This window comes from Yersinia sp. 2542 StPb PI, from assembly GCF_048593855.1.
In the GTDB taxonomy this organism is placed as follows: Bacteria; Pseudomonadota; Gammaproteobacteria; order Enterobacterales; family Enterobacteriaceae; genus Yersinia; species Yersinia enterocolitica_E.
In genome coordinates this window covers 1-19,456 of sequence record NZ_JAZGQA010000079.1, presented here as the reverse complement: position 1 = coordinate 19,456, position 19,456 = coordinate 1, and the positions used below count along the sequence as shown (strand labels likewise).

Sequence of the window (19,456 nt, the reverse complement as noted above, 5' to 3'; positions counted from 1 at the left end):
AAAACCGTTGCCTCTAGAGAGGCAACGGTGAGAGGGACAATCAACTTAATATCTTGATATATAGAAGGACGTTGAGGTATCTGATTTACAGGCGATCAGCCAGATATGTTAGCGTGTAGCCTGCGTGACGGTCGTAATTTGTTGCATCCACATCACCAAGTACTTTCTCTCGTCTAGGAACCAGAATCATTGCCCATAGATATGGTAGATAACCTGCCGGAAGTGTGTTCCCAGATTAACCTCAGCCTGTATAGTTAAAGACTGTCTGATTCAGCAATACCGTCATCCGCCAATGCGTGGCTGATGCTATTCACCACCGTATGGGGGGCGAGTTTTATCTCTGCCAGCACTTTTCCGGTTTTTGGGGTGCCTTTATAAACGTAAAGTGACGCGACTGGCTCACTGTCATCGTTTGTTCCGACTGAAACCTGATAACTGGTATCACCATTTCTGACTGTGAATATCTGATTACTCTGATACGCATAAGAGGTATTACCCATCGGAACGGTGATATTCATCTCTTTACTTTTTGTGCTGGTCTTACCAAAAGAGTAAGACACGGACAGGGGTGATAATGCAGATTTCCACTTCCTTTTTATGGTTAAGTGTCTGCGCATAAAAAACAGGTTTTGCACGGGTCTTGCGGAGTGGCTTCGGTGCTTCTGCATGGGCAAGCGTTACTGATGAGAGTAAAAGCCCCGCGCTTAGCAGCCAAAACCGACGATACTTTTTAATACTTTTATCATTTTTACACACCCACTTCCGATAACATGACATAAATATCCCTGCCTCTGACTTCAATGGTCAGAGGTTCCTTATTGTCGGTATTCATCAATACCTTCCCGCTACATGTTCTGGGTGACAGTAGAGCAAGCGCTTTGTGCAAGTTGTTCTGTGCCTGGCTGCTTTTTAAGTTGGTCACCGACTATCATCGACGGAACAGTACACATCAGCCATACCTGCAACAAACGCCAAGGTTCAGGGGGTCATTGACGCTGTTGTGTTGGTATAACCTGGCAATGGCATTGACCTGACTGAATGGGACGGGTTGCATTTTCTGCGAACAGAGACACTGATACTGTTGCTACAGGGACGGAGCACACTTGTTATGTGCCGGTGCTGTCGCCTGGCTATCTCATGGACATACTGAGCACTGGAAGTTTTTTGCAGCAGTACGGCCTGAAAGGAGGAGTGAAAACTAATGGCCTACAGGTAAAGAACTAAAAGGCCATCTGATGACACATTAATCAGCAATGCCCTGCTTTTGTTGTTGAATATCTTGTTCAATACCATCTCGTACATCTTGTGGGATTTTCAGTGCGTCACCTAATGCGGCAAGGTAGCTGCGCTCCATAAAATGGTCCACATCAATAACGGCACAACTGAGAAAATAGAGCTCCAGCACTTCTTCTTCATTTTGTATTTCACGGGCCAGTAATTGAGGATCTAACGGTCTATCAATCGCTTGTTGCACCAGACGTTCGCCCTGTTCACCGATACCCGCTTCCTGCATATTTTGTTCAATAATGCGTCGCTCTTTGGCATCAATGTGCCCATCACTTTTGGCAGCAAATACCAGTGCCATAACCAATCGCTGCACACGCTGGTCTACAGGTGCTGCTTGCTGACCATACTGTGAACCATCTGGATGATTCTGACGGATCCTATCTTTATATTTATTCCATAACACGGTACTGAGTACTGCGCCGCCACCGGCAAGTAACGCACTGGTACCGTATTTGCTCAACAATTTGCGTGATGATTTACTTCCAACCAGTAAGCCAGCAAGGCCGCCTAAGGCGCCGGGCACTAACATATTACTCAGGCTAGAACCGCCTTCGTTACTCTTTTTCGTTACCTGTCCAAGCATGGATTGTAATTGTTGTATCAAGTTATTCATAATCGCCATCAGATAGAGTGGAATAATTACTTCGAGCATAAAGCAACGAATGTCAAGATGTGTATGGGGAGGTAAAAACAGGGATCGATACACCAGCAGCGGCTTGTCAGCTAGTGCTGCAAACTACTGTAACGCCGAGGTCATGTTTTCCTGCGCAATGCAGTTTATGCCGATGATCAGTACTTGTTGATTGCCGGGCAATCGCATCAGAACCTCCGTCAGGAGGGTACCCCTCCTACGGCCCTGCTTCCAGCATGGCGTGCGGGTCAGCACATCAGGTCATTGTGTGTTCAGGATAATCAGGGTTAATACCGGTTTTTATATCGCTCCTGACTGCGGTAACGATTACGGACTTCTCGCCGCCGCTCTCTTGGTGTTCCCTGTGATTTCAGTAAACACTGTTCACGTCGCCGAGCAATCTGTTCCCATTCAGTATCATCAGGGCAGTGGTCCATGACAGTAAGCCACTGTGTCGCAGCCCTGCGCCAGAATCCGGCCAGTTCTAAATCGGTCGCTTTTTGTATTAACGTTTCAATACTCACTGCACTCTTTAATTCAGCCAACTGGCATCACTCCACGCTGGGTTGTGTATCACTTCCCCTAAGTCCTAAAACTTGACAGTAAAAAAAACGATATTGGCTTTTTCTGCAAGAGAACGAAGCCATGGCGCATAAAAACATATCACTTACTTTGTCTGTGGCGAATGATAACTATAGTGAGTTGATAAGATTAACTGATCAATATCGACTGATTGATCTGCATAATCGATTTCATAGACTCATTTTCTGACCGTATTCTTACGGGTGCTAACACGGGGAAAGGTGAGTCCTGCGCAGACGGGGCTATACTCAAACAGGATATTATGCTTGTACTCATTACATGTTGGCGAATGTATTTCTCAACGTTAATGGGGGCTCATTTGCATAAGTTTGCCACTCATATCTTTTTGTAGACTCATTATAATTCACAATGACGTTGCCCATCGATAAGTCATTTTTACGTTATTAGAGGTTAATTGATTCACGGCAATAATAGATAAGCCTCTTGTGAACCTATCGGGTTCTAAAATCCTCCGAATACACATCACATTTCTGGAAAAAATATCTATAGGCATATTCCTACAATGATTCTCATAAACGCTCAGTTTAATTTTTATGATGTTTATTAATCTCTTTGTTCGTAGAGGGTTACCTTTCTGTTGTGAGAAATGTCTTACACATCATGGTGATGATCTGTTTTTTATGAATGTTTAAAATTTACTTTTTGTTACATTTAACTCGTTGGTGTTAGATGGCTAATGTTTCTACACTGCGCGCACTGGTATTTAATTGATATGCTAATGTGTGTGAAAAATACCTGTCTGATACTGTTTCATGCCATCCGATGAATGGATAGGGATATCTACAAAGAATGTTTTTACTTTAATACCTACTGAGCTAATCAATGGGTGGTGAATGTTGTGCCGGGTAATGTAGATTATTTTTATTCATTTGCTCTGTGGTGGATTTCTTAAGTTTCCTTCCCCTAATAAGGAAAGTCGATGTCCTCTTCAAGCTTCCAAAATGAGATACCTAAAGCACGCATTAATATTAAGCTTGACCTGCATACAGGTGGCGCTCAAAAGAAAATGGAGCTGCCTTTAAAGTTGTTGGTGATGGGTGATTACAGCAACGGTCAGGAACAGCGTCAGCTGTCCGAACGTGAAAAGCTCAATATCAACAAAAATAATTTCAACAGTGTTTTGGCTGAATTCCAACCTAGTTTGAAGCTCTCAGTACCCGACACGCTGGCAGGTGATAACACCGATACCGCAGTATCCCTGATCTTCAACGACATGAAAGATTTCGAGCCGGAAAGTGTCGCCCGTCAAATCCCACAACTGCGTGCCTTGCTGGCAATGCGCAATCTGCTGCGTGATCTCAAGTCCAATCTGCTGGACAACGCCACCTTCCGTCGTGAGCTGGAAAACATCCTCAAAGACGAGGCACTGAGCGATGAGCTGCGTGCTGAACTGGCTGCATTGGCCCCCAAAGACTGTTAATCGCCGGATTGGCTGCTTGTAGAAAGAAGAAAAGGAACATGCTGATGTCTGTACAGGAAAACAGTGCGCAGGGTACTGCGACGACCGTATTAGAAAAGAACAACCCTGTAGCCCAGGGGGTTTATGCCTCTTTGTTTGAAAAAATCAATCTGAGTCCAGTCTCCTCATTGACGGGTCTGGATGCTTTCCAGAATAACGATACCATGGCGGAAGCGACCACTGATGAGCGTGTCACCGCCGCCGTCAGTGTCTTTTTAGACCTGCTGAAGCAATCGTCGAAGAAAGTGGAAAAACTGGATAAAACCCTGCTGGATGGCCACATTGCGGCGCTGGATGATCAAATCAGTCGCCAGTTGGATGCGGTGATGCATCACCCTGATTTCCAACGGGTGGAATCGACCTGGCGTGGCGTAAAATCCCTTATCGATCAAACCGATTTCCGTCAAAACGTCCGTATCGAACTGCTGGATATCAGTAAAGATCATCTGGTGCAGGATTTTGAAGACGCCCCTGAAATCGTGCAAAGCGGTCTCTATACCCAGACTTACATTCAGGAATACGACACCCCCGGTGGCGAGCCGATTGCAGCAGCCATCTCCAACTACGAGTTTGACCGTAGCCCGCAAGATATCGCGTTATTGCGCAATATCTCCAAGGTAGCCGCAGCGGCCCATATGCCGTTTATCGGCTCAGTTGGCCCTGAGTTCTTTGGTAAAGAGAACATGGAAGACGTGGCGGCTATCAAAGATATCGGTAACTACTTTGACCGTGCCGAATACATCAAGTGGAAAGCCTTCCGCGACTCGGATGATTCCCGCTATATCGGCCTGACCATGCCGCGCGTGCTGGGGCGCTTGCCTTACGGCCCGGACACGGTGCCGGTACGCAGCTTTAACTACGTAGAGCAGGTGAAAGGGCCGGACCATGACCGTTATCTGTGGACCAACGCCTCGTTTGCCTTTGCCGCCAATATGGTGAAAAGCTTCATCAAAAACGGTTGGTGTGTGCAGATCCGTGGCCCGCAGGCCGGTGGCGCGGTGACCAACCTGCCTATTCACCTGTACGATTTGGGTACCGGTAATCAGGTCAAAATCCCGTCAGAAGTGATGATCCCGGAAACGCGCGAATTTGAGTTTGCTAATTTGGGCTTTATTCCGCTGTCGTACTACAAAAACCGTGATTACTCGTGCTTCTTCTCGGCCAACTCTGCCCAGAAGCCTGCGCTGTATGACACCGCTGATGCCACTGCCAACAGCCGTATTAATGCCCGCTTGCCGTATATCTTCCTGTTGTCACGCATTGCGCATTATCTGAAGTTGATCCAGCGCGAGAACATCGGTACTACCAAAGACCGCCGTCTGTTGGAGTTGGAACTGAATAACTGGATCCGCACGCTGGTGACGGAAATGACTGATCCGGGCGATGATTTGCAGGCTTCCCATCCACTGCGTGATGCGAAAGTCACGGTAGAAGATATCGAAGACAACCCAGGTTTCTTCCGCGTGAAGCTCTATGCCGTACCGCACTTCCAGGTTGAAGGCATGGACGTGAATCTGTCATTGGTTTCGCAGATGCCGAAGGCGAAAGCCTGATTGCCCTTTGTCCTTGAAGTTGCAGCGTTGTTGGCTGCCTTCTTTCCCCCAGTCATTGACGTTAGTCAACGCCTGGGGATTCGTTTAGTTGCCATCTAGCTGCAACACCAATGACGTTGGGCATGATTGTACGCAAGGAAGTACCGATGAAGATTTATCGTCCGCTATGGAATGACGGAGCCTTTTTAGCCCCGCAACAATTCCAGCAACAGGCCCGCTGGGACGCCTACGTGGCAGACGGCGTGGCACATATGACATTGGCATCCCCATGGGGTGTCATTGATGCGGCATTCGACAGTGGATCGTTGGCGCTTTCCCGTCTGAATGCACTTCGACTGGTGGTTCGCTTTCCTGATGGCACGCTGATTGATTCTGAACGGGCGGATAACCTGCCTCCCGCCTGCGATTTATCTGCAATTTCAGACCGTGACGTGGTCGATGTGGTGCTGGCATTACCGTTGCTGTCGGCCAACGGTGGCAATCTGGATGATGGTCAGGACAGCGCGCGCCCTCGCCGCTGGCAGCAGGAGTGGGTCACGGTACAGGAGCTTGCCGGTCATGAGCGTACTGAGCTGGCGATAATGCGCCACGGGGTCACGCTGCGTTTTGCTCATCAGGAAAACAGTGCTTATCTGACCTGTCCAGTGGTGCGCTTGATGCGCAATGCCCAGGGGCAGTGGATGCAGGATGAGAATTTCATTCCACCGATGCTGTCGCTGGCGGCAAGTCAGGTAGTGCTGACTGAACTGGGGGATTTAATCCACCGTCTACAGGCGCGTCGACGTCGCCTGATGGCCATGCGGCGTGAAAGTAACGAACGGATGGCAGATTTTGCGGTGGCCGATGTGTCGCTGTTCTGGTTGCTGAATGCGTTAAACAGTGCTGAGCCGGTACTGATGGAGCTGTATCAGACGCCTTCCCGCCATCCCGAACTGTTTTATCGCGAACTGGTCCGCCTCGCCGGTAGCCTGCTGACATTTTCCCTTGAACATAAAGCTGAAGACATTCCGCTGTATCAGCATGACGCACCTGAGCAGGTTTTCCCGCCGTTGTTCACCTTGCTTGATGCCCTGCTCGAGGCCAGCTTGCCGTCCCGAATGGTGGCGATTGAACTGGCTCACGAGGGGCAATTCTGGACCGGTTCATTGCATGATGCTCGTCTGCGTGAAGGGGCTGATTTCTATCTCTCGGTTCGCTCTTCGATCCCCAACCATCTGTTGCAAACTCAGTTCCCGCTGTTGTGTAAGGCTGGCAGCGTTGAGGATGTGTCAGATGTGGTTAACGTGGCACTCAACGGTGTGGCGATGAAACCGCTGTCTCATGTTCCGGCTGCTATCCCGCTGCGTCTGGAAAATCAGTACTTTGCCCTTGACCTCAAGGGGCCAGCCGCGCAGGCCATGCTGGATGCGGGGAACTGTGCTTTCTACACCCCAGGTTCGCTGGGTGATGTCAAACTCGAACTGTTTGCGGTGCTACGCTCATGAGCAAAATAAATACGTCTGTGGTTGATGCAGTCTTTTATCCCTGCTGGCTGATGGTCAGCCAGTTGCGTAACGGTCAGGAGGTTGAGGACGGAGAAGCCTTGTACCGCCGTGCCTGTGCGTGGATTGACAGCGCACGCGATACGCTGTCGCGTGCCGGTTTCAGCGAAATCAGTTGCGACCATATGCTGTACACCCAATGTGCGTTACTGGATGAAAGCGTCCTGAACCGTCAGAAACAGGACAGCGGTTATACCAAATGGCTGAAAGACCCGCTTCAGGCCCGCTACTTCAATACCCTGAACGCGGGTGAAGAGCTGTGGGAGCGGATCCGCACGGTGTTGCAGGAACCGGCACCGGACACGGCGGTACTGACCTGCTTTTACCGTGCGCTAACCTTGGGATTTGCCGGTCGTTACCGCGAACAGGGTGACGAGCGCAGAGAAGATGTGGTGCGTAAGCTGAGTTTGCTGGTACCGCCGTTTGCCTCTTCACAGGAAACACCGGTGGTCTCACGCTCATTGCGTTTGCGCTCTGGGCGCAAGACCTATTGGCTCTTTTGGGGGGCGGGCGTCGTCATACTGGTTGCTCTGTGGTTCACGTTGTCCACTCGGTTGACGCACATGGTGTCTCAACTGACAGGGATGCACTAGCGGATGCGCGGATTAACACAGTTACTCCTGCTACTGCTGGGGGCATGCCTGGCACTGTGGCTTATCCTGGGTTTCTGGCCGTTGGGAATGGGCAGTCGTGTGGCACTGAGCATGTTGGTTGTCATCCTCTGTGCTGCGGTCGGTTACTTTCAGTGGCGCAAGTACAACGGCAATAAAGTGGCTCACCAATCCATTGCCGATTCAACACTGCCACCTGAAGATTTTCAGGGCGCGGTAGTACTGGTTTGTGGTGACAGCGATGCCCTGTTTCCCCCCTCGGCATCTTTTCGTGAAACGCGTCAGGGTTGGTATCTGGCAGTGAAGCTACCAGAACAACTGCCAATACTCGCGCAACATCTGGCGGCTGAACGCCCGGCGCTGATTGCGCAGATCTCGGTATTACTGACTATCGTGCCAGAGCAACATCAGAGCCTGGATGATTTTTCACAATCCCTGCGTGCCTGGCAACGGGCTATCGTGCAGTGCAAAGGATGGCTTGGGGGGATCCCTCCGGTCTGGTTAGGCACCTGGCTTTCACCACCGGTGGCTTCATCTGCGCAGGCCGAACGGTGGTATACGGTCACTCCGGGGCAGAAAGGCATTCAGGTTCAAGAAGCGGGGGCAGGCATCATGCCGCTGGTTCAATGGAGTCAGTATCAAGAGTCCTGCAACGTTCAGGAAAGGTTGAGCACCGTGTTCTGGATGGAGAGTCTTCTGTCCTGGCTTGATGAACATGTTCTGAGCATCCTGACACAGCGGCAAGGGGATGTACCTGCGCTTATCCCGTGCGCATGGGGCTGCTGCTTTACACCGGTTGCAGGGCGTCAGAATAACCTGTGGCAGGCACACATTAGTGAGGTAACCACGCTGACGCCGAGGGTTGCCACCCCAGAAGATAACCTGCCGTTGCCAGAGGTGTTACTACCTTATCTGCCTCGCCGTCGCGGCGTCTCACGTCTGATGCTGACCTGTCAGATGGCCGGTGTGCTGTGCGGTGTATTTTTACTCTTTGCCCTGCTGGCATCCTTTATCAATAACCAGCGTGTGGTGCAGAGCGTCAGCGATCATTTGTCGTTATACAACCGGCTTACGGGTACACCTCCTGCCCCTAAGGCTCTGGCTCAGCAGCAACTGCGTGCGGATGCACACTTGCTGGATGACTGGTTACGCCGTGGTGCACCCATGCGTTTGTCACTGGGTTTGTATCAAGGACTGCGGCTTAGGGCTCCGCTGGATATCGCTATCAATAGCTGGACTCCGCCACTGCCACCACCACCGGTGATCAATCAAATCGTTCAGGGATCCCAAACCCTCCGTCTGGATAGCCTGTCGCTTTTTGACGTGGGTCAATCAATGCTCAAATCTGGTTCCACCAAAGTGCTTATCAATGCGCTGGTTGGGATTAAAGCAAAACCGGGCTGGTTGATCGTGGTGGCGGGGCACACCGATATCACGGGTGATGATAAGTCGAATCAGGCTCTGTCGCTTAAGCGGGCGGAATCGGTACGCAACTGGATGCGCGATACCGGGGATATTCCAGAAAGCTGCTTTGCCGTCCAGGGCTATGGCCAGAGTCGTCCTCTGAAATCTAACGATACGGAAGCGGGCCGTGCGCTCAACCGCCGTGTCGAAATCAGTCTGGTACCGCAGGCTGATGCCTGTCGCCTGCCAGGCGTAAAAACAGCGTCACAGGATGAAAGTGACGTCTCAACTCAAGAAATGGAGAAGTAAACCATGGCAATTCCAGTATATCTGTGGCTGAAAGATGATGGCGGTGCGGACATTAAAGGTTCCGTAGATGTTAAAGATCGCGAAGGCAGCATTGAGATCGTGGCGCAGGAACATAACCTGTATATCCCGACAGACAACAACACGGGCAAGCTGACCGGCACTCGTATCCATACCCCGTTCCTGTTCACCAAGGAAATCGACTCATCCAGCCCGTACCTGTACAAAGCGGTAACCACCGGCCAGACCCTGAAATCCGCTGAGTTCAAATGGTATCGCATTAACGATGCGGGTCAGGAAGTGGAGTATTTCAATACCAAGCTTGAGAACGTGAAGCTGGTGAAAGTGGCACCGAAGATGCATGACATCAAGGATCCGGCCAAAGAGAAACACAATCACCTCGAAGCCATTGAGCTGCGTTACGAAAAAATCACCTGGACTTACAAAGACGGCAACATCATTCATTCCGATTCCTGGAACGAACGTACTACCGCGTAATTACCGTCATTCTTCGCGCCGCAGGTGCGTTGGCGACGTTCGCTCACCCTGGTCACATAGTTATCTATGCTCCCAGGGATTCGTTCACTTGCCGCCTGCCTGCAACACGAATTATTTAGGGTAACCCGCAGCAGCAGGCGGTTCGCCGTCTGCTATTTTTGTGTTTTTAGCTGAGCATCGGCGCATCGGTATTTCGCTAAGCGCACACACATTTTATCAGATGACCTTATGGGCCTTGGTTGACGGCTATGGGCGGTAGCGTGCCTGACAGGGTAAATGACACACAAGGAAGAGAATTTATGACAACGCATTCAGCACACTTATTACGTCGGTTAAATCCCTATTGCGCGCAGGCACTGGCCGGTGCTGCAACCCTGTGTCAGACCCGTGCCCATGCCGAGATAACCGTTGAACATTGGTTGTTGAAACTGTTGGAACAGGGTGAAGGCGATATTACGGTGATTGCCCGGCGTTATGAGTGGGACATGGACAGCCTGTGGCAGGGGTTGCTGGCCCATCTGGATACGTTGCCGCGCACGGTGCAGGGCAAACCTCAGTTGTCAGCCGCGTTACAGCAACTGATCAAAAGTGCCTGGCTGGATGCGTCGCTACAGGAAGATGCCGATGCGGTGCGCTCCGTTCATCTGTTATCTGCTCTGATAAATTCGCCATCATTACTGGCCGCCGATGCCGCCTGGCCGTTGCTCAGCCTGAGTACCATCCAGTTACACCGTCTGTTACCGCTGCTGGACAGCCAATCCGATGAGCGCCCTGAAGTTCAGCAGGCTGCGGTACTGGCAGACAGCCCGGTCAATCTGACCGATGAGGCAGCGACCACCCCCTCTGCCAGCGGCCAGCCGCAACTCAATGACGCCCTGCAAGCGGCGCTGGATAAATTTACCCTCGATGTTACTGCTAAAGCGAAAACCGGGCAGATTGACCCGATTTTTGGTCGCGACACCGAGATCCGCCAGATGGTCGATATCCTGTCGCGCCGCCGTAAAAACAACCCGATTCTGGTCGGTGAACCGGGTGTGGGTAAAACCGCGCTGGTTGAAGGGCTGGCGCTGCGAATTGCTGAAGGTAACGTACCGGATAGCCTGAAAACCGTCAGCCTGCGCACCCTGGACTTGGGCCTGTTGCAAGCCGGGGCTGGGGTCAAAGGTGAGTTCGAGCAGCGGCTGAAAAATGTTATCGAGGCGGTACAACAATCGCCAACACCTGTGTTGCTGTTTATCGACGAAGCCCACACCATCATCGGTGCCGGTAATCAGGCCGGTGGCGCAGATGCGGCCAACCTGCTGAAACCGGCACTGGCGCGTGGCGAGTTGCGCACCATTGCTGCCACCACCTGGTCGGAGTACAAGCAGTATTTTGAACGGGATGCCGCACTGGAGCGCCGCTTCCAGATGGTGAAAGTTGACGAGCCGGACGACGCCAAAGCCAGCCTGATGCTGCGCGGCTTAAAGGGCCGTTACGCCCAGCACCACGGCGTGCACATTCTGGATTCTGCTATTACCGCTGCGGTCACCCTGTCGCGGCGCTTCCTGACGGGCCGCCAACTGCCGGATAAAGCGGTTGACCTGCTCGACACTGCTGGTGCCCGGGTGCGGATGAGCATCGACACGCTACCGGTCGCGCTGATGGAAATTAACGCCGAACTGGCTGCATTGGCGATGGAGCAACAGGCCATCGAACAGGACTTACTCCTGCTGCCGAACATCGGTTCAACGCGCTTATCTGAGATTGACCAACGCCGCACAGAACTGGTCGTTGGACAACAGCAGCTTGCGCAGCAATATGAAGCAGAGCAACGCCTCACCACCCTGATTATCGACGCGCGTCAGGATATCGCCAACGCGGCACATCTGGCCACGTTGCAGGAAGAGTTAAGTCAGATTCAGGGCAATGCGCCGCTGCTGTCGCTGGATGTTGATGTGCGTACTGTGGCAACGGTTATCGCCGACTGGACCGGCGTGCCGCTAAGCAGCCTGCTGAAAGACGAACAGACCGATTTATTGCAACTGGAAAACCACCTCGCGACCCGTGTGGTCGGGCAGGATGCGGCGCTGGTTGAGATGGCGCAACGCCTGCGCGCCGCCAAAACCGGCTTGACGTCCGAAAATGGCCCGCTGGGGGTGTTCCTGCTGGTTGGCCCCAGTGGGGTGGGCAAAACCGAGACTGCGCTGGCACTGGCCGACACACTGTTCGGTGGCGAGAAATCGCTGATCACCATCAACATGTCCGAATATCAGGAGGCGCACACCGTCTCCCAGCTTAAAGGTTCGCCACCGGGTTATGTCGGTTACGGTCAGGGCGGTATTCTGACCGAGGCGGTGCGCAAGCGCCCGTACAGCGTGGTGCTGCTTGACGAAGTTGAGAAAGCGCACGCCGATGTCATTAACCTGTTCTATCAGGTATTTGACCGTGGCTTTATGCGCGACGGCGAAGGGCGCGAAATTGATTTCCGCAACAGCGTGATCCTGATGACTGCCAATTTAGGCAGTGATCATCTGATGCAATTGCTCGATGAACAACCGGAAGCGACCCATAGCGATCTGCATGAGCTGCTGCGCCCGATCCTGCGCGACCATTTCCAGCCCGCGCTATTAGCCCGCTTCCAGACCCTGATCTACCGGCCACTGGATGCCACCGCGTTGCGTACCATCGTCGAGATGAAACTGGCACAGGTCGCTAAACGCCTGAAGAAACATTACGGCCTGCACTGCACGATAGAGGAAAGCCTGTACGACACGCTGGTCGCTTCCTGCCTGCTGCCGGACACCGGTGCGCGCAACATCGACAGCTTGCTCAATCAGCAGATTTTGCCGGTACTGAGCCAGCAACTGTTAAGCCGCATGAGCGAGCAACAGCGCACCACCTCGCTGACGTTGGGCTGGGATGAAGCCGAAGGGATCACGCTGGAGTTTAGTAATGACTGAGGAAAATAAGGACACATTAAAAGAAGGGGGTATCCGGTTGCTGACCTCGGGAGAGACGGAGCTGGCGAAGTCAGTTTTCGGATCAACTATCCAGTACCACACTGTCTGGATCCATCATGGTAGTTACCTGCCTTTTAATCTGCAAGATGAACATACAGCAATGACGCCGAATGGTGAGATTTATTTCCGTAATGAGTACCGGGATGATTTCTCGCAGACAACAGATAATTTACAACATTTGTTCATTCATGAAATGAGCCATGTATGGCAGCGTGCCAAAGGAATGAATGTCATTGCGAGAGGGCTGGTTAGTTGGCTAGTCAGTTACAGATATAAACTCGATGGGCGGCTGTTAAGCGAATATCCCATGGAGCAACAAGCGCAAATTATTGCGGATAACTTTACATTGCAGGCGCGTGGTTATAGTGCATTGAGGCGATTGAGAAGAAATAATATTATTACTCTTGATGGCGATATTTCTGAAGTCGTAATAAGAAAATCATACCGAAATGTACTGCGAGGGTTTCCTTGGTGATAAGAAACAAACTGCGTTTTCTATTTTTCACGATGTTGTCTTTATTTTGCTTATTGATGTTAACAGGATGTCCATGGGGACAAATGAAGTATTATCCCTCTGAGACGGCCAGCACCTACATGAATGGTGATTCGATATGCTTCTTTATTCCTAATGCACAAGATTATCAGCCTGTTTTTATATCTATTAATCTCAGGAGTGCCCCCGCTAAAGAAGGGACATTCACAGATGAACCTAATCTAACAATTATAGATGGGAAACTTTGTATCCCACCTTCGTTTTATCATCTTCCTGATACCTCCACCGGACCTTTTATTGTTCAACTCGTTATTGAGTCCAAAGATAAGGGGAACCATCCAAGACATTTTGTATTGGGATTTGAAATGCTCAATAGAAGGGCTTATGACGTGCCGCTAACTAAACGCGAATATGATGAGCCATCTATCGCCAGCAAAATCTAACGATAAAGATAGGTTTTGCCTGTTTTGTACTTGAAATAAGCAGGTTATAACCACGGAGTAAAACCCATGAATCTTACTAACACGCTACAGAACACATTATCAAAACTCACCGGAACTACTCTGAATCGCTACCGCCTTGATATTCCTTCCTGCCTGTCACCATTGGACGTCGAAGATTTCAGCGGCAATGAGGGACTCAGCAATACATATCACTACAATATACTGTTCACCAGCACAGACAAAAATATTGATGCGGACCAATTACTGCGCAAACCAGCAACGCTGACGATGGGGACTGGCTTGTTGCAGAGTTTGATGGAACAGAAAGTGGTACACGGTGTTATCACAGATTTTCGCCGGATATCGGGTTCAGTCGACCAGGTTAATTATCAGGTCACGCTAGAACCTTTCATCGCATTGTTGGATAACCAGTACCGAACACACCGTTTCTTTGTTAATAAATCGGTACCTGAAGTTGTCGGACAGATACTTCAAGAACATGGCCTGAAGGACTGGGAATACGAGTTCACGCTGAAACAGACCTACCCAAAACGTGAGCAAATAAACCAGTATCAAGAGACAGACCTTAAATTTATTGAGCGGTTGCTCTCCGAGATGGGGATATTTTATTTCTTCACTTTGCAGCCAGACACCCAGACTGAAGTGGTGCATTTTGCTGATAAGCAGAGTGCCTATGAGTTTGGTAAATCCCTGCCGCTGAATAGCCCGTCAGGCATGAGTGACAGCGGAGTAGAGTCAGTCTGGGGGCTGAATGTACATCACAATGTCGTTGAGGCCAGCGTTACTGCGAAAGATTACAACTACCGTGAAGCGCAGAAAGTGTTGCAGTCCACCCGAGCAGACATGACGCGCGGCGACGGTGAAGGCACGACCTATGGCGACGTGTATCACTACAAGCCTCGCCATCTGGATACCGGCGATAAAATCGACCCCACTGCTGAAACCGCCAACTTCCTGGCACGCCTCGATCATGAACGTTTTTTATCAGCACAAACGCTGATCACCGGCCTCAGTACCGATCCCACATTACATCCTGCTCAGGTATTGACGGTAACCGATACATCAATCCCGTCCACGCTACCTGAGCTGTTGGCACAACCGATGGTAGTAGTACGCACTGGGTTTAGCGCCAGCCGTAAAGATGCACTGAAAGTGACTATTGCCGCCGTTCCCTACAGCGAAACTCTGTGCTGGCGTCCGGCATTGCTTCCGCGTCCAAAAGTCAGCGGCACCATGATGGCGCGGGTGACCAGCGCGAAGGCCAACGATATCTATGCCTGGCAGGATACCTCCGGCTTGTATCGGGTGAAATTTGATGCAGACCAAGACGATAAAGCACAAGGTCAGGAGAGTATGCCGGTGCGACTCGCCAAACCTTACGGTGGTGATGTGTATGGCATTCACTTCCCGCTGATACAGGGCACCGAAGTGGCCATCGCGTTTCACGACGGTGACCCAGACCGTCCGTATATCGCCCATGCCCTGCATGACTCTCGTCATACCGACCATGTGACCGAAAAAAATAACACCCGCAACGTGATCCGTACCCCTGCTTTCAACAAGCTACGCATGGAAGACAAACGCGGCGAAGAGCACATCAAGCTCAGCACCGAGTACGGCGGCAAGACCCAATTGAACCTCGGGCATAATGTAGACTCCGAAAGAGCGCTACGCGGTGAGGGGGCCGAGTTGCGTACCGATAAATGGGTGACGGTACGTGGTGGGGCTGGTGTGTTTATTACTGCGGACAAACAACTCTCTGCTAATGGGAAAATGCTGGGGATGGATGAAGCGATAGCTCAGTTAGAAAATGCACTGAGTATCGCTAAATCTCTTTCAACTGGCGCAGAAACGGCACAAGCCTTCCCGGCGGACACCGCCTCCTGGGCAGGGTTAAATGACGCTTTGAAAGACTTGGCTCAGGCCGGTATGGTGCTGAATGCTCCTGAGGGTGTAAGCATCAGTAGCCCAAAAGGAGTACGAGTGTCATCAGGGAGTGAGAGCGTAGGGATAGCCGCGGGGGGGAATGCAGATATCAGCGTAATGAAAAAATTCACGGCTGTTGCAGGTCAGGCCGTGAGTTTGCTTGCCCAGAAGATGGGAATGAAACTATTTGCGGCGAAAGGGAAAGTAGAGATTCAAGCACAAGATGACAATATTGAAGCGTTGGCGAAAAAGGACATAACTGTAACCAGCGTGGAAGGAACTGTGACTGTGACAGCGGCGAAAGAGTTAGTACTGACATGTGGCGGTGCATATATCAAACTCAGTGGCGGAAATCTCGAACTGGGTTGTCCGCAGAATATTCTATTAAAAGCAGCGAATGTACAAAAGATGGGCTCCGCAGATTTTGACGTAAAAATGCCTGAATTACCTAAAGGATTTAATGAGCATTTCATCACACAAGATGAAGATACAGGAGAATTGTGGCCTCACAAACGCTACCGCATTACAACAGGGAAAGGCAAAATATTTGAGGGTATTACTGATGCAGAAGGTAAAACGGCTTCGATTTTTACTGCGACTGCTGACGACATGAAAATTGAATTTCTATAAACACCCTGCACGAAATTTTATGGAGAAAAATAATGGCAGAACCACAACAAGGCAAAACAAGCAATACTCCAAAAGGTATTCCGGTAAAAGTCAAAGCCTCCCCTGAACTTTATTTTCACCCTGACAGCGGTACATTTTTATTATTTGAAGCTAAAGACAATAAGTTATTTGAACAAGAGCAAATATTTCTTAGCCAATTGATGGAAAATCAATTAGCCGCGAAAGAAGCACTAGAAAAAGTGACCGACCAATGCTTTGCATTGGCTAAAACCAATCCACGTGCAGCAGAGATGCAACTGAAACCTGCTTATGAGCGGGTAAACAATGCCACAATTAAGCTCAGAGAAGCATTAAAAGACCTAACGCCAGCTATTCATGATGGCAAACTACTCAGTTCAGACACTAAAAAAAGTGCTATAGGGATAATGGAATTAATCCCAATGTCGAAACGAGGGGCCGCTGGCTTCAAAATGACCTATGTGCGGTCTGATAAAATGGCAAACCATTTTCGCACATATGAGTTAAGTAAAGGCGACAGCAAGAGTGCGGATAAAAGTTTTCTAAAGAAAACAATAATAACATTACCTCCTGATGCCAATGGTAAAAGAAAAGAGAGAACAACCTATAAAATAGACAGTGAAAAACTGTTGAAACAATTTTCATCAATTAAACCCTCTATTAAAAGTTCCATAGCGGGTACTGATCTAATCAAAAATGCAGATTTCATCTTGAGTGATTGGGCTAAAGAACATAATAAAACGCTGGAACACTCACTCGATGATTTCAATCAGATATACAAAAACAGTAAAGGTGTGGATCTTAGTGCTCAGGCACAATTAATGCGTTTTTCCCGAGGCCTAAGCGCTGGTGCTGACTATAATCCTCTTGATAAGCAATTGAATGCAAAAGTTAAAGGACATGCTAGTTTCGTATTAGGAGAGGCTAAAGCTGAATTTAAAAAACATTTACCGGATAAAGCCGGCTTCGAAATGTGCTACCCCAATAACCATGGAAAAGAAGGCACCCTTGGGCGTATAAAAACAGTAATTATTATCACCGCAACTGGGAGTGTCGGGGCTAGTCTGGGGGTAGAGGCGGGTGTTTTACTCGATTGGGGTGGAAAGACAGCAAAAGGCTATGGTGTCCGGGGAGCAAATTCTAAATTAGAGCTGAAATCATTACCCGGAATGCAAAAAAGTAACATCTCCATTCCTGTGCCTGATGCCAAAGTTGGCGCAGAGCTTGGTGCTTTTGCTGGGTTAGAAGCAGGTATTAATCTTGCCGGAACAATTGAATGGAAATCGCCCGAAAAAAATAACGACTTTAAAGTATTTGCGAAATTGATGCCAGGCATCACACTACAGGCTGGAGCGGGTGCTAGTGGGCAGTTTTATATTACTTTTGTAAAAGGAAAGTTCCGCATATTCTGTAAGGCTGGTTTGTGTTGGGGGGCAGGGGCAAAGGGCAACATTGGTTTTGATGTTGACGCCGGATTGCTGGTTGAGTTTATGCCTATGTTTACACATATGCTGAGAAATATGGATTATATCAAGATGCTGAAAATTATGGATGATAATGCATTTAAAACACTATGTATGCTACCCATTATAGCACTCAGCGCAGGCGTACAAATTTCAGAGTTAGCATTTGATACATTCCAAGAAACATTAACAGCAATACGATTTGAGCTGCAACAAGCTAATAAACGTGTAAAATTGATGCAATCAATTAATAATAATCCTGACAGTTTAAAATTTACAGCACCTGAAACCAAAGGTGCAATAATTGCCATTTTAATTGACTCTTCCGTTTGGGATGGCATTGATCTACGAAACCAAAATAATGACCTGACCACCCTAAACTCCTATAAATGGGGTGCGATGAAACTGCGTAAGCAAGCCATTTTTAATGCACTAATGTGGGTGCAATCAAAATCAGATTATGAGAATGTCATGCAACATCTGACAATAATTCCTGCTCAAGGAAAAGGTGATTGGAAAAATAATGAACAAAAAGTAATTAATTTTTTATCTGTGAGTGAGCAAGGATGGATGGGAAATCTTTCCACTCAGTATGGTGAAAAATTGAAATGGCTTTATCAAAGACTACCCGATGGTACAGATATTGATCCAACCGCACCATTACAACCAATCCCTAAATATCAAATGGATGAATATCTGGCATTTGTAACAACATCTCATAGTAATACAATGACAGCATAATCAGGGAGTCTAATATGAGAAAAAAAAATCTATGGTTGCTGGCATTAGTTATTGTCAGTGGTTGTGACCAACAACCTGAAGAAAAGGCTATCGACCAGCAGGCAGCAGATACTTTAGTCCAGCAGTCACTGAAGAATATGGTCGACATTCAAGGCGGCAGTTTTATGATGGGCGATTTTGGTCCTTTAGTTGGAGAAAAATTGCCATTTACCGGAAATGAGGATGATAAAGACCTTCATAAGGTTAAACTCAGCGATTTCTCAATGGGGAAATATAAAATCACCTACAAAGAATACGATGAATATTCTTTGTTGACTAATACAAAAAAAATAACTCCATTAAAATTATGGATCAAAGATTACCCTAAGCTTCGTAATCCGGATATGCCAGCAGTGACAACCTGGCAACAAGCAAAAGACTATTGTCAATGGCTAGGAAAACAATCAGGAAAAAGTATTGATTTACCAACAGAGGCACAATGGGAATACGCGGCCCGCAACAAAGGAAAATATATTGTGTTTGCCACAAATAATGGAAAATATGAACCCGGTAAAAACATGGCTGACGGAGAACAAAAACTAACGCTCACTGGTATAGACGGATTCAGCTATATCATAGGCCAGTTCCCTCCTACTCCACTTGGTTTATTTGACATGGCGGGTAATGGTGTGGATTGGATGAATGACTGGTATGAAAAAGATTATTATATAAAATCACCAGGATTAAATCCACAAGGACCAGTCAATGGAAATTATAAAGTTATTCGAGGGTACCTTGGAGGCGGAGGGCCTTTTACTAATCAAACTATGTACCGCCAATTTGTAAG

15 protein-coding genes and 1 pseudogene are annotated in these 19,456 nt (G+C 49.0%); 12 read left to right on the top strand and 4 right to left on the bottom strand.

The annotated features are described in order from the left end of the window. Positions 1-254 precede the first annotated feature (254 nt). From V1952_RS11690 to V1952_RS11675, 4 genes and pseudogenes are all read right to left on the bottom strand, one after another. Complete coding sequence (locus V1952_RS11690) at positions 255-518, bottom strand: hypothetical protein (RefSeq protein WP_042592881.1); 264 nt, start codon at positions 516-518, stop codon at positions 255-257. Between the two features lie 230 nt (positions 519-748). Continuing rightward, positions 749-980 (bottom strand): annotated as a pseudogene (locus V1952_RS11685) (hypothetical protein); the annotation flags it as partial. A gap of 263 nt (positions 981-1,243) precedes the next feature. Next, positions 1,244-1,900 carry a tellurite resistance TerB family protein gene (locus V1952_RS11680; RefSeq protein ID WP_420074780.1) on the bottom strand — a complete coding sequence of 219 codons (657 nt, stop codon included), beginning with the start codon at positions 1,898-1,900 and terminating at the stop codon, positions 1,244-1,246. A gap of 305 nt (positions 1,901-2,205) precedes the next feature. Then, entirely contained in the window at positions 2,206-2,463 is a 258-nt protein-coding gene (locus tag V1952_RS11675; RefSeq protein WP_420074779.1) for a PerC family transcriptional regulator, read from the bottom strand. Positions 2,464-3,440: 977 nt separating this feature from the next. Between V1952_RS11675 and tssB the strand changes: the two genes are divergently transcribed. From tssB to V1952_RS11615, 12 genes are all read left to right on the top strand, one after another. After that, positions 3,441-3,941: a type VI secretion system contractile sheath small subunit gene (tssB, locus tag V1952_RS11670; protein WP_420074778.1), complete on the top strand. Its 501-nt coding sequence runs from the start codon at positions 3,441-3,443 to the stop codon at positions 3,939-3,941. Positions 3,942-3,979: 38 nt separating this feature from the next. After that, positions 3,980-5,533, top strand: coding sequence for a type VI secretion system contractile sheath large subunit (gene tssC / locus V1952_RS11665; RefSeq protein WP_420074777.1), 1,554 nt, complete (start codon positions 3,980-3,982; stop codon positions 5,531-5,533). A 146-nt stretch (positions 5,534-5,679) separates the two neighbouring features. Continuing rightward, on the top strand, positions 5,680-7,017 hold the full coding sequence (gene tssK / locus V1952_RS11660; protein WP_420074776.1) for a type VI secretion system baseplate subunit TssK: 1,338 nt from the start codon (positions 5,680-5,682) through the stop codon (positions 7,015-7,017). Continuing rightward, on the top strand, positions 7,014-7,667 hold the full coding sequence (gene tssL, locus V1952_RS11655) for a type VI secretion system protein TssL, short form (RefSeq protein ID WP_071984981.1): 654 nt from the start codon (positions 7,014-7,016) through the stop codon (positions 7,665-7,667). The genes tssK and tssL overlap by 4 nt, the downstream gene beginning before the upstream one ends. Before the next feature lie 3 nt (positions 7,668-7,670). Next, a complete protein-coding gene (locus V1952_RS11650) occupies positions 7,671-9,398 on the top strand; it encodes an OmpA family protein (RefSeq protein WP_420074775.1) in 1,728 nt (575 codons plus the stop codon). A 3-nt stretch (positions 9,399-9,401) separates the two neighbouring features. Next, the gene (gene hcp / locus V1952_RS11645; RefSeq protein WP_004711812.1) at positions 9,402-9,893 is read left to right on the top strand and encodes a type VI secretion system effector Hcp; all 492 of its coding nucleotides are present in this window, start codon (positions 9,402-9,404) and stop codon (positions 9,891-9,893) included. 299 nt (positions 9,894-10,192) lie between these two features. Further along, positions 10,193-12,835: a type VI secretion system ATPase TssH gene (gene tssH, locus V1952_RS11640; RefSeq protein WP_420074774.1), complete on the top strand. Its 2,643-nt coding sequence runs from the start codon at positions 10,193-10,195 to the stop codon at positions 12,833-12,835. Further along, the gene (locus tag V1952_RS11635; RefSeq protein ID WP_420074773.1) at positions 12,828-13,370 is read left to right on the top strand and encodes a type IV secretion protein Rhs; all 543 of its coding nucleotides are present in this window, start codon (positions 12,828-12,830) and stop codon (positions 13,368-13,370) included. The genes tssH and V1952_RS11635 overlap by 8 nt, the downstream gene beginning before the upstream one ends. A 32-nt stretch (positions 13,371-13,402) precedes the next feature. Then, the gene (locus V1952_RS11630; protein ID WP_420074781.1) at positions 13,403-13,831 is read left to right on the top strand and encodes a putative T6SS immunity periplasmic lipoprotein; all 429 of its coding nucleotides are present in this window, start codon (positions 13,403-13,405) and stop codon (positions 13,829-13,831) included. Positions 13,832-13,897: 66 nt separating this feature from the next. Then, positions 13,898-16,408 (top strand): type VI secretion system Vgr family protein, encoded by a 2,511-nt coding sequence (locus V1952_RS11625; protein WP_420074772.1) that lies wholly within the window; start codon positions 13,898-13,900, stop codon positions 16,406-16,408. Between the two features lie 32 nt (positions 16,409-16,440). Then, positions 16,441-18,630: a hypothetical protein gene (locus V1952_RS11620; RefSeq protein ID WP_420074771.1), complete on the top strand. Its 2,190-nt coding sequence runs from the start codon at positions 16,441-16,443 to the stop codon at positions 18,628-18,630. 14 nt (positions 18,631-18,644) lie between these two features. Then, positions 18,645-19,456: formylglycine-generating enzyme family protein (locus V1952_RS11615; protein ID WP_420074770.1), on the top strand; the 812-nt coding region annotated here is incomplete at its 3' end.